The organism is Nitrosomonadales bacterium (assembly GCA_016716325.1).
Lineage (GTDB): Bacteria > Pseudomonadota > Gammaproteobacteria > Burkholderiales > Gallionellaceae > Gallionella.
The window spans coordinates 2,297,244-2,309,203 of sequence record JADJWO010000001.1; the positions used below are offsets into that span (position 1 = coordinate 2,297,244).

Genomic DNA, 11,960 nt, shown 5'->3' on the forward strand with positions numbered 1-11,960 from the left:
GGTTACGGCACAAGGCCTAACCCACCCTATGGAAATCCATCCCCTCGCCCGCTTGCGGGAGAGGGGTAGGGGAGAGGGTCGGGATGTCCAAACCGCAATTCAAAAAAATCGTCGTCTTCGGCGCCGGCCTGATCGGCGGCTCGTTCGCGCTGGCGCTACGCAAGGCTGACGCGGTGGGTGAAGTGGTCGGTTTCGGGCGCAGCCGGGCCACGCTGGACGAGGCATTGCAACTGGGTATCCTCGACCGCATCGGCGCGGATGAAGCCGTCGAAGTGAGCGATGCCGATCTGGTGCTGCTCGCCACGCCGGTGGCACAGATGGCAGCGATCTTTGCGCGCATCGCACCGCACCTTGGCATGCAGACACTGGTGACCGATGGCGGCAGTACCAAGGGCGATGTGGTTGCCGCAGCCCGCGGCAATCTCGGTGACAGGATCGCGCAATTCGTGCCCGCGCATCCCGTTGCTGGCACGGAGAAGAGCGGCGCGTCTGCGGCGTATGCCGATCTGTACCGGGGCAGGAGAGTGGTGCTGACCCCGCTACCGGAGAATGCGCCGGAAACGGTGGCGCGCGTGCGTCGGGCATGGGAATCCTGCGGCGCGTCGGTGGACGAACTGACCCCGCAACAGCACGATGCGGTGTTCGCCGCGGTCAGCCATCTGCCGCACCTGCTGTCATTCGCGCTGGTGCACGACCTGGCACAACGCGATGACCGCGATCTGCTGTTGTCCTTCGCCGCCGGCGGTTTTCGCGACTTCACCCGTATCGCCGCGAGCAGCCCCGAGATGTGGCGCGATATCTGCCTCGCGAACCGCGACGCGTTGCTGGGCGAGCTGGAAAAATTCACTGCCGAGTTGAAGGTGTTGTCCCTTGCTCTTGAGCAATGCGATGCCGATAAGCTTGAGCAGGTGTTCAGCGAAGCGCGCAAGGTGCGCAGCAACTGGCATACCCATTAATCGTCTGGTCACCCATGAAATTCTGCCTGGCCTGCAAACAGCCTTTTGACGACTCATCCTGGAAGTGTCCCGCCTGCGGCCATAAGCCGGCGGAGCGCGGCGGGTTCGTGTCGTTCGCGCCGGAGCTTGCGGCGCAGAACGACGGCTTCGATCCCGAGTTGTTCAAGCGCTATGCGCAAGTCGAGGCGGGCAACTTCTGGTTCGTCGCGCGCAACGCGCTGCTGAAGAAGCTGATGCTGCGCCACTTTCCGCGCGCGTCCAGCGTGCTGGAGATCGGCTGCGGCACCGGCTTCGTGCTGGCTAACACGCGCGCGACCTATCCGGATGCGCAGCTCTCGGGCAGCGACATCTTCACCGAGGGGTTGGGGTTCGCGAAGCAGCGCGTGCCGACGGCAACGCTGTTCCAGATGGATGCGACGGCGATCCCGTTCCGCGAGGAGTTCGACCTGATCGGCGCGTTCGACGTGCTGGAGCATATCGAGGAGGACGGCGTTGCGCTGGCGCAGATCCATGCGGCCTGCAAGACGGGCGGCGGGGTGATCTTCACCGTGCCGCAGCATCCGTCGCTGTGGAGCCGCATGGACGAATACGCGCACCACAAGCGCCGCTATACCCGTGTCGAGCTGCTGAACAAGATGTATGCGGCAGGCTTCAAGGTGCGTTACGTCAGCTCGTTCGTGTCGCTGCTGCTGCCGGCGATGTGGCTGTCGCGCCTGTTGCAGCGCAACGCGCCGCCGGCCGACGACGGCATGGATCCGGGCCTGAAGATACATCCCCTGCTGAACGCGGCATTCGGTGCGGTGATGGCGGTCGAGCGCGGCTTGCTGGCGCTGGGCATCAGGTTCCCGGTGGGCGGTTCGCTGCTGGTGGTCGCAGAGAAATAAAAATGGAAAAACAATTGTCCACGAAAGACACGAAAGACACGAAAAAATCGAAAACCGATTTCGTGATTTTCGTGTCTTTCGTGGATGAATAGGGTTTACAGGATGAATATCACGAATCGCTATCTGCTGGTCCTGCTCGCCGTGATCGCGGCGATCTGGTTCTCCAACCTCGAATACCGCACGCTGGTCAAGCCGGACGAGGGGCGGTATGCGGAGATTCCGCGCGAGATGGTCGTGAGCGGCGACTGGACGACGCCGCGCCTGAACGAGCTGAAGTATTTCGAGAAGCCGCCGCTGCAATACTGGGCGACCGCGACGGCCTACACGCTGTTCGGCGAGCACCAGTGGACCTCGCGGCTGTGGACCGGGCTGACCGGCTTCGCCGGCATCCTGCTGGTGTGGTTCGCCGGCGTGCGCCTGTTCGGGCGCGAGGCCGCGGGCTATGCGGCGCTGCTGCTGTCCAGCAGCCTGCTCTACGTGCTGATGGCCCACGTCAACACGCTGGACATGGGCGTGACCTTCTTCATCACGCTGGGCATCGTCGGCTTGTTGCTGGGGCAGATGCAGACCGAAGTGAAGCAGCAGCGAAATTGGATGCTGGTCGCATGGGCGGGCATGGCGCTGGCCGTGCTGAGCAAGGGTCTGATGGGCATCATCCTGCCGGGCGCGGCGCTGTTCCTCTATTGCGTGGTGAAGCGTGATTTTTCCGTGCTCAAGCGCATGCACTGGCTGCCGGGACTGGCGGTGTTCCTTGCGATCACTGCGCCTTGGTTCTACCTGGTGATGAAGGCCAATCCTGAGTTCTTCGAGCGCTTCTTCATCTACGAGCACTACACGCGCTTCACCACCAAGGATCTGGGACGCTACCAGCCCTGGTATTACTTCGTTCCCATCCTGCTGGCCGGCGCGCTGCCGTGGACGGTGACGATGTTCGATGCCATGTGGCGCACGGTGCGTAATGCCACGGTGCCACGGGGCGAATTCGACAGCGAACGATTCCTGCTGGTCTGGGCGGTGTTCGTCTATGTGTTCTTCTCGATCTCCGGCTCCAAGTTGCCGTCCTATCTGTTGCCGATGTTCCCGCCGCTGGCGCTGCTGATGGGCAAGCGCATCGTCGCGATGCGCGCGCGCGCGTTGTTCTGGCAACTGGTTCCCGCGCTGCTGGTGCCCGTGGCACTGCTGGCGCTCGGCCTGAGCATGGGCCGGCTGGCCGACACCCCCAATCAGGCCGAACTCTATCCGCATTACACACCGTGGTTGCTGGCCGCCGCGCTGATCTCACTGGCCGGGCTGGCAGGCGGGATGACGCTGTTGTGGCGCGGCAGGAAGCCTGCCGCGATGCTTGCGCTGGCGCTGGGGGCGCTGCTGACGGCGCAGGTCGGTTTGTCGGGTTACGAGTCCGTGGCGCGCGAGCGTTCCGCCAAACATATCGCCGAGGCGATCCGTGCCGAAGTCAGGCCGGACATCCCGTTCTACTCGGTGCTGACCTACGAGCAGACGCTGGCGTTCTACCTCAAGCACACCTTCATTCTGGTACAGTACCGTGACGAGATGGGCTACGGCATCGAGCAGGAGCCGCATCGCTGGATACCGACCGTCGAGGAATTCGCCGCAGTGTGGGACAGCCAACCGGAAGCGCTGGCCATCGTGCCGGTATATTTCTTTCCGCAATTGAAATCCCTCGGTCTGCCGATGCGGGTTATTTTTGAAGATACACAACACATAGTGGTGAAAAAGCCATGAGCCTTATCAGTTTTGTCCTTATTGTCACCGGCGTGTTGTTCAATGTTGCCGCGCAACTGTTGATAAAGGCGGGAACCAACGCGGTCGGCTATTTCGAGTACAGCCGCGAGAACATCCTGCCGATTGGCTGGAAACTGGCGACCGAACCACACATTATCGGTGCGATGGGATGCTATGCGTTCGGCGTGGTGATATGGGTGCTCGCGTTGTCGCGCGTGCAGGTCAGCATTGCCTATCCACTGCTGTCGTTGGGTTATGTGGTGAATGCGGTGGCGGCATGGTGGTTGTTCAACGAGGCATTCAATCCGGCCAAGGTGGTCGGCATGGGCGTCATCATCCTCGGCGTTCTCATCATTTCGCGTGCGTAAATTTGCATACTGAACCACGAAGAACACGAAGTGCATGAAGAAGGGATTGGGCTGCCAGAACGAATTGCCTTGCCGGTAGGCGCTTGACAAGCAATTCCATGAAAAAGCCTTCGTGTTCTTCGTGGTGAAGTGTTTTTTTACAGGATAAATTCAAATGAGCAATATCCTTCCTTTTTCCCGTCCGACTATAGACGAAGCGACCATCGCTGCGGTCGGCGACGTGCTGCGCTCCGGCTGGATCACCAGCGGCCCCAAGGTCGCGGAATTCGAGAAGAAACTGTCCGGCTATTTCGGTGGACGTCCGGTGCGCACCTTCAATTCCGGCACCTGCACGATGGAGATCGCGTTGCGCATCGCCGGCATCGGCGCGGGCGACGAGGTCATCACCACGCCGATCTCGTGGGTGGCGACCGCCAACGTGATCCTCGAAGTCGGCGCGACGCCGGTATTCGCCGACATCGACCCGGTAACGCGCAATATTGATCTGGACAAGGTCGAGGCCGCGATCACACCGAAGACCCGCGCGATCATCCCGGTCTATCTGGCGGGCAAGCCGGTGGACATGGACCGGCTGTATGCAATAGCCAATAAACACAAACTGCGCGTGATCGAGGATGCCGCGCAGGCGATCGGCTCGACTTGGAAGGGCAAGCCGATAGGCTCGTTCGGCGATTTCGTCTCGTTCAGCTTCCAGGCCAACAAGAACATCACCACCTCAGAGGGCGGCTGCCTGGTGCTGAACAATGAAGAGGAGGTTGCGCTCGCGGAAAAATATCGCCTGCAGGGCGTGACGCGCAGCGGCTGGGATGGCATCGAGGTGGACGTGCTGGGCGGAAAATACAACATGACCGATATCGCCGCCGCAATCGGTCTCGGGCAGTTCGCGCAACTTGAGGCGATCACCGCGCAGCGGCGCAAACTGGCGCGGCATTATTTCGACTGCTTCGGTGCGGACTTCGAGGCGCAGACCGGCGCGCAGCTTCCGCCCAAGGATTTCGAATCGACCAATTGGCACCTGTTCCAGATCGTGCTGCCGGAGCGCATCACCCGAGCCGAATTCATGGAAAAGATGAAGGCGCTCGATATCGGCATTGGCTACCACTATGCGCCCATCCACCTGTTCAAGCTGTACCGTGCGCGGGGATTCAAGGAAGGCATGTTCCCGGTCGCCGAGCGCGTCGGCAGGCAGATCGTCTCGCTTCCGATGTTCTATGCGATGGATGGGGCGGATGTGGAGCGCACCGTTGCGGCGGTGCGCGGGGTGTTGGTCTTGCCGTCGAGATTACCTTAGGTGCTCAATGAGGCTACACGTAAAATCTGTCGATTACGCACCGGAAGAGCTGTACGGCCAAACACCGTTTGTTGTAAAGCTTGTGCGTCGAATGCCTGGGCCAGATCGCCCGGACTATTGGTTGGGTGAAGTTGAGAGTCCGCTCAAATGGATAGTCGAAAATATCGAACGGGAAGTGACGCATCTAATCATCGCAGCCAGATGGGTTGGCACACAGATTGAGCCGCATGTAGAGAACTTACCCATTGGCTTTGCGTATGTTACCGATGTATCTCAAATCAACGAGCCATCAGTTGATTTCAACAAGTGCAAATATGTGGCTATTGGACTCGCAACCGAAATTGAGGGTGGTAACAAACCAGAGCAACTCACCCAAATACTGGCCGGCAATATCGCGCGCGCCTTTGGAATGGGCAGTAAGTCCTGAGGTGGCCCGCGTCGGACGCAACACTCCAAGGGCGCAAAAATCTCTTCGAGGTAACCAACGGGCGTTGCGCCGTATGTATCTTCCCTAAACATCTGGTGCAATGCGCTGCGCTTATTGCACCCTACAAACCCGATTTCGTGAACTGCGCCCCATGCGGTAAAATGCCGCCCCTATGAGCACTATTCAACTTTCCGTCGTCATTCCCGTCTATAACGAGGAGCAGGGCCTGCAGGCCCTGTTCGACCGTTTGTATCCGGCGCTGGACAAACTCGGCATCGCGTACGAGGTCATCTTCGTCAACGACGGCAGCCGCGACCGTTCCGCCGCGATCCTGCGCGAGCAGTTCCAGAAGCGCCCGGACGTGACGCGCGTGGTGCTGTTCAACGGCAACTTCGGCCAGCACATGGCGATCATGGCCGGCTTCGAGCACTGCCGGGGCCAGCGCGTGGTGACGCTGGACGCCGACCTGCAGAACCCGCCGGAGGATACCGGGCTGCTGCTGGAGAAGATGGACGAGGGGCACGATTACGTCGGTTCGATCCGCCGCCAGCGCAACGACAGCTGGTGGCGTCATGTCGCGTCGCGCGCGATGAACGGCCTGCGCGAGAGGATCACCCGCATCAAGATGACCGACCAGGGCTGCATGTTCCGCGCCTATGACCGCAACATCATCGACGCGATCAACAGTTGCAAGGAAGTCAGCACCTTCATTCCGGCGCTGGCCTACAGCTTCGCGCGCAATCCGGCAGAGGTGGTGGTGGGGCACGAGGAGCGTGCGGCGGGAGAGTCCAAGTATTCGATGTACAGCCTGATCCGTCTCAACTTCGACCTGATGACCAGCTTCTCGCTGGTGCCGTTGCAGATGTTCTCCATGCTGGGGATGCTGATCTCGGTGTTCTCCGGCCTGTTCTTCGTGTTCCTGGTGATACGCCGCCTGGTGGTGGGCCCCGAGGCGGAAGGACTGTTCACGCTGTTCGCGCTGATGTTCTTCATGATCGGCATCGCGCTGTTCGGCATCGGCCTGCTCGGTGAATATATCGGGCGAATCTACCAGCAGGTGCGTCACCGTCCGCGCTATCTGATCGAGGCGGTACTGGAGGTACAGGAGAAAAAGGGCAAGGGACGAGCCGCAAAGGAACCGGTTCCGGGCGAGCCTGAGCCTTTCCTTGGTGAAGGCAGGAAAAAGAGGGTGAGGGCCAAACCACTGGATGACAGGCACACATCATTGTTCTCGGATGCTCAGGAATGAGCCGTGCGGTCGTATTCGCCTACCATGACGTAGGCTGTCGTTGTCTGAACGTGTTATTGGCGCACGGCATGGACGTGGCGCTGGTGGTGACGCATCGCGATAATCCGAAGGAGACCATCTGGTTCGACAGCGTGCAACGACTGGCCGAATTGCATGACATCCCGGTCATCACGCCGGAAAATCCGAACGCTCCCGAAGTGGTTGAGCGAATTGCCGAGTTGCAGCCCGACTTCTTCTTTTCGTTCTATTACCGCGAGATGCTGAAAGCGCCATTGCTGGCGATCCCGAAGCGCGGGGCGCTGAACATGCACGGCTCGCTGTTGCCGAAATACCGCGGGCGCGTGCCGGTGAATTGGGCGATAATCTTCGGCGAGACCGAGACCGGCGCGACGCTGCATTACATGACCGAGAAACCGGACAACGGCGATATCGTGGCGCGGCAGGCGATACCCATTCTGCCCAATGACACGGCGCATGAGGTATTCCGGAAAGTGATCGTGGCGGCGGAGATGACGCTGAATGATGCGTTGCCTGCGTTGCTGGCCGGAACCGCGCCGCGCATGAAACAGGACTTGAGCCTCGGCGGTTATTTCGGCGGGCGCAAACCTGAAGACGGCATCGTCGACTGGTCGCAGTCCGCGCAGCAGATACACAACCTGGTGCGCGCGGTGGCGCCCCCGTATCCCGGCGCGACCACGACACTGATGGGTAAGCCCATGCGTATCCTGCAAACGCTGGTTACAGGGTGTACGGCCTCGGGCGAGCAGCCGGCTTTCTATGTGAAGGATGGCAAGGCCTATGCGGTCTGTGGCAGCGGCGTGTTGCGCGTGGTGCGTTTCGAACTGGAGGGTGTCGGGATGAGCGCGGCGGAGTTTGCGGAAGAGTACGGCGCGGGAAAATTTGAATTTAAGTAGCCCCTCTTCCGCCAGCGGGAGAGGGGTGGGGGAGAGGGGTGCAAAGATTTCACCCTCTCCCTGGCCCTCCCCCTCAAGGGGAAGGGGATAGCCAGAATTTGATAATCGAGGAAAAAAAATGAAGAAAGTACTGATCCTGGGTGTGAACGGTTTCATCGGCCATCACCTGTCCAACCGCATCCTGGCCACGACGGACTGGGAAGTGTATGGCATGGACATGAGCACCGACCGTATCTCCGATCTGATCGGCAAGCCGCGTTTCCATTTCTTCGAAGGCGACATCACCATCAACAAGGAGTGGGTGGAGTACCACGTGCGCAAGTGCGATGTGATCCTGCCGCTGGTCGCCATCGCGACCCCATCCACTTACGTCAAACAGCCGTTGCGCGTGTTCGAACTGGACTTTGAGGCCAACCTGCCGATCGTGCGTGCGGCGGTGAAATACAACAAGCATCTGGTGTTCCCGTCCACTTCCGAGGTCTACGGCATGTGCCACGACGAGGAATTCGATCCGGCGGAATCCGAACTGATCTGCGGCCCGATCAACAAGCCGCGCTGGATCTATTCCTGCTCCAAGCAATTGATGGACCGCGTGATCTGGGGCTATGGCATGGAAGGCCTGAACTTCACGCTGTTCCGCCCGTTCAACTGGATCGGCGCCGGGCTGGATTCCATCCATACCCCGAAGGAGGGGAGCTCGCGCGTGGTCACGCAGTTCCTCGGCCACATCGTACGCGGCGAGAACATCAGCCTGGTGGATGGCGGACACCAGAAGCGCGCATTCACCTATATCGACGATGGGATCGCCGCACTGATGAAGATCATCGAGAACAAGGACGGCATCGCCACCGGCAAGATCTACAACATAGGCAACCCGGCCAACAATTTTGCGATCCGCGACCTGGCCGACATGATGCTGAAACTGGCGGGTGAGTATGCGGAGTATCGCGATACCGCCGCCAAGGTGAAGATCGTCGAAACGACTTCGGATGCCTACTACGGCAAGGGCTATCAGGACGTGCAGAACCGCGTGCCGAAGATCACCAACACCTGCGAGGAACTGGGCTGGAAGCCCACCGTCAACATGGCCGATACGCTGCGCAAGATTTTCGATGCCTACCGCAGCCAGATCGCCGAAGCCAAAGGGCTGGTCGATTAAAACAGGATTCAGGACACGGGAGTCAGGATTCAGCAACTTGGTTCCTGGCTCCTGATTCCTGATTCCTGATTCCTGAATGAAACAACTCGCCCTCAAGATCGACGTGGACACCTATCGCGGTACCCGCGAAGGTGTGCCGCGTCTGGTCGAAGCCCTGCAACGCCACAACGCGCAAGCCACCTTTTTCTTTACGCTCGGCCCGGACCATATGGGGCGTGCCATCAAGCGCGTGTTCCGCAAGGGTTATCTGAGCAAGGTCTCGCGCATGTCGGTAATCGAGCACTATGGCATCAAGACGTTGCTGTACGGGACCTTGTTGCCCGCGCCGGACATCGGCAAGCGCTGCGCCGACATCATGCGCAGCGTGCGTGACGCCGGTTTCGAGACCGGTATCCACTGTTACGACCATATCCGCTGGCAGGATCATGTCGCTGACAAGGACGAGGCCTGGACGCGGCGCGAGTTGCAGCGTGCGGTGGATCGTTATCTGGAGATCTTCGGCGAAGCGCCGCATGCCCATGCCGCCGCAGGCTGGCAGATGAACCGCCACGCATTGCGTCTGATGCAGCACATGGGGTTCGACTACAGTTCCGATACGCGCGGCACCCACCCCTTCATTCCGACCTGGCAGGCCGAGATCGTGGCCTGTCCCCAGTTGCCGACCACACTGCCGACGCTGGACGAGCTGGTCAACCGCGAAGGCATCACGCTGGACAACATCGCGCAACACATCCTGCGACTGACCGAAGATCCGCCGGCTACCGGACATGTGTTCACATTGCACGCGGAACTGGAAGGCGGAAAATGGATGCCGGTATTCGAGCAGTTACTGCAAGGCTGGCAGGCGCAGGGCTATGAACTGGTATCGCTGCGCCAATATCTGCAGGAACTGGAGGCTGGCGCGTTGCCGCGTCACGAAGTGGTGATGCGCGAGTTCGAAGGGCGTATCGGCAAGCTGGCCGTGGCAGCCTGACCCTATTGCAGCAATCCCAGCAGCGCTGCGCGTATGACGGCTGCGGTCTTGTTGCTGGCGTTCAGTTTGACCATGGCGTTGTTGATGTGGAAATTGACGGTACGCTCGGCGATCCTCAGGATGTCCGCCACCTCGCCAGCAGTCTTGCCTTCCGCCGTCCAGCGTAATACCTCGATCTCGCGATGCGAGAGCGCCGCCTCCGCTTCCGGCAGCAGCCTGGAGGTCAGGCAGCGCGCCATGCCGAAATGTGCCGTCTGCGCCAGCCAGCTCATTTCGGGATTCTTGGCCTGCAACTCGCTGGCCGACAGTTCTTCCCCGTCGCGTGCCAGCGTCAGCATGCCGCTTATGCCGCGCGCATCGCGGCAGGATTGTACCCAGCCGTGTTCCAGCCCATAGGAGCGGGCGTCTTCCCATAAATTGCGTGCCGAGGCGAACAGTTCGTCGGACCAGACGAACGGCATGGTCGTGCGTCCACCCTGCGCAACGGTCGGGTCGATCGCCAGATAATTCTGTACCCGGTAACAGGTATGCCAGTCGGCCGGATAATTATCGAACACTTCCGTTCTGGGAGCGGAGACGGGGATAGGCATGCGGATGCCATAGGAGCAATAGTCGAAACCGAGTTCGCGTGCCAGCACCGCGATACGCTGGAACAATTCCGGCGCGGAATCGCATGTCAACAGCGACTGGATCTGCTCTTCCTGATGGGCCTTCACATGTCCTCCTGTACCAGAGAATGGGCAACATCATACCGCCGAAACCAAGCTGTCACATCTGACAGGACTGACAGATATGACAGCGCAACCGGGCGCGCCATACCGGTATTATTCCTGTTATCCATCCCTTCAATCAACGAGAAGGCACAACCTATGTCACTCACTCCCCATCCTGAATGTCAGGCCCGCCCGGGATCCGGCGCGGCGACAAGTTTATCCGGAGACGGCTATATCCGCCTGACTTTCGAATCGTTCTGCTCGATTGGAATGCAGCACCTGTTTTCCGGTGTCGATGTAAGCCGCCCCGTCCACCGGGGCGTCGGCGCCAGTTCCCAGCCCATCATCGGCTACACAGAATGGGCCAGCAAGGGCATGCCTGTCATCAGCGTCGGCTGGGACTGGGAACTGGTCGGCCTGCAAGGAAGGGCGCAGCTTGTCCAGACCGGCACGCCGGGATCGAACCTGATGTTCGTCGATAGTTGCGGACAGGATATCGGGCAGGAGCAGACCGTCAGGCAGTTGATGGACTGGCTGAACGTCTTCGATTGGCAAACGGAAACGCTGAAGGCCGTTACCACAGTCTGACCCCGCGCGACCTGTCAACTCTGACAGTTGTTTGGAATACCCCTGAGCGCTCAAATCAACCCATCCGTTTTTTCGATTTTCCAGGGGGGGTGACCATGAATATCGTCACAGGTACGGCAGCCGGTCTGTCGGAAATTTACCGGCAAGTGGCGGGTTATCGGCACAAGGTTTTCGTCGAGAATCTGGGCTGGGACCTGCATGCGCCGGATGGCCTGGAACAGGATCAGTTCGACCGTACAGATACCGTCTATGTCGCCGTGCGCGATGATGACGGCGAGATATGCGGCTGCGCGCGGCTGTTGCCGACCCTGCATCCCTACCTGCTTTCCGAAGTGTTCCCGCAATTGCTGAACGGTGCGCCGCCGCCCAACTCTCCCGACATCTGGGAGTTGTCCCGGTTCGCCGCCGTCGATTTCAACTCGCCCGATCAATCGCCGTTGCGGCAGATGTCGTCGGATGTCGCGATAGATTTGCTTCAGGCATCCCTGGAGTGCGCGAAGGGGTTCGGTGCAAAACGGTTGATCGCGGTGACATCTCTCGGCACGGAGAGGCTGCTGCGCAATGCCGGTTTCAAGGCGCACCGTGCCGGTCCCCCCATGCGTGTCGATGGACACTTGATCTTCGCATGCTGGATAGAGGTGGGCGAGTAGGCATTCCATGGAGGTTTGGAATTATCTTGTCCGGTGAAGTCAGTG

At 60.1% G+C, this 11,960-nt stretch carries 12 protein-coding genes and 1 pseudogene; 12 read left to right on the forward strand and 1 reads right to left on the reverse strand.

The genetic code is table 11. The features are described from left to right. Nucleotides 1–83 precede the first annotated feature (83 nt). The 10 genes and pseudogenes from IPM27_11185 to IPM27_11230 all read left to right on the forward strand — a co-directional run bounded on the left by IPM27_11185 (nt 84) and on the right by IPM27_11230 (nt 9,964). Nucleotides 84–956 carry a prephenate dehydrogenase/arogenate dehydrogenase family protein gene (locus IPM27_11185; GenBank protein MBK9162103.1) on the forward strand — a complete coding sequence of 291 codons (873 nt, stop codon included), beginning with the start codon at nt 84–86 and terminating at the stop codon, nt 954–956. Nucleotides 957–970: 14 nt separating this feature from the next. Further along, a complete protein-coding gene (locus tag IPM27_11190) occupies nt 971–1,840 on the forward strand; it encodes a class I SAM-dependent methyltransferase (protein MBK9162104.1) in 870 nt (289 codons plus the stop codon). 102 nt (nt 1,841–1,942) lie between these two features. Continuing rightward, nucleotides 1,943–3,583 (forward strand): glycosyltransferase family 39 protein, encoded by a 1,641-nt coding sequence (locus IPM27_11195; protein MBK9162105.1) that lies wholly within the window; start codon nt 1,943–1,945, stop codon nt 3,581–3,583. Further along, nucleotides 3,580–3,951, forward strand: a complete 372-nt coding sequence (locus IPM27_11200; protein ID MBK9162106.1) for an EamA family transporter — start codon at nt 3,580–3,582, stop codon at nt 3,949–3,951. Before IPM27_11195 ends, IPM27_11200 begins: the two co-directional genes overlap by 4 nt. 154 nt (nt 3,952–4,105) lie before the next feature. Next, nucleotides 4,106–5,242 carry a DegT/DnrJ/EryC1/StrS aminotransferase family protein gene (locus IPM27_11205; GenBank protein MBK9162107.1) on the forward strand — a complete coding sequence of 379 codons (1,137 nt, stop codon included), beginning with the start codon at nt 4,106–4,108 and terminating at the stop codon, nt 5,240–5,242. 7 nt (nt 5,243–5,249) lie between these two features. Beyond that, nucleotides 5,250–5,669, forward strand: coding sequence for a hypothetical protein (locus IPM27_11210; GenBank protein MBK9162108.1), 420 nt, complete (start codon nt 5,250–5,252; stop codon nt 5,667–5,669). A 172-nt stretch (nt 5,670–5,841) separates the two neighbouring features. Continuing rightward, nucleotides 5,842–6,768: pseudogene (locus tag IPM27_11215) on the forward strand (glycosyltransferase). Between the two features lie 146 nt (nt 6,769–6,914). Next, entirely contained in the window at nt 6,915–7,832 is a 918-nt protein-coding gene (locus IPM27_11220) for a formyltransferase (protein ID MBK9162109.1), read from the forward strand. 118 nt (nt 7,833–7,950) lie between these two features. Continuing rightward, entirely contained in the window at nt 7,951–8,991 is a 1,041-nt protein-coding gene (locus tag IPM27_11225; protein MBK9162110.1) for a bifunctional UDP-4-keto-pentose/UDP-xylose synthase, read from the forward strand. A gap of 76 nt (nt 8,992–9,067) precedes the next feature. Next, the gene (locus tag IPM27_11230) at nt 9,068–9,964 is read left to right on the forward strand and encodes a 4-deoxy-4-formamido-L-arabinose-phosphoundecaprenol deformylase (protein ID MBK9162111.1); all 897 of its coding nucleotides are present in this window, start codon (nt 9,068–9,070) and stop codon (nt 9,962–9,964) included. Between the two features lie 2 nt (nt 9,965–9,966). On the opposite strand, the gene IPM27_11235 is transcribed toward IPM27_11230, so the two are convergent. Further along, a complete protein-coding gene (locus IPM27_11235; GenBank protein MBK9162112.1) occupies nt 9,967–10,680 on the reverse strand; it encodes an autoinducer binding domain-containing protein in 714 nt (237 codons plus the stop codon). 153 nt (nt 10,681–10,833) lie between these two features. Here IPM27_11235 and IPM27_11240 point away from each other — a divergent pair, with 153 nt between their 5' ends. Then, nucleotides 10,834–11,265, forward strand: coding sequence for a DUF4902 domain-containing protein (locus IPM27_11240; protein MBK9162113.1), 432 nt, complete (start codon nt 10,834–10,836; stop codon nt 11,263–11,265). Nucleotides 11,266–11,360: 95 nt separating this feature from the next. After that, complete coding sequence (locus IPM27_11245; GenBank protein ID MBK9162114.1) at nt 11,361–11,915, forward strand: GNAT family N-acetyltransferase; 555 nt, start codon at nt 11,361–11,363, stop codon at nt 11,913–11,915. Nucleotides 11,916–11,960 lie beyond the last annotated feature (45 nt).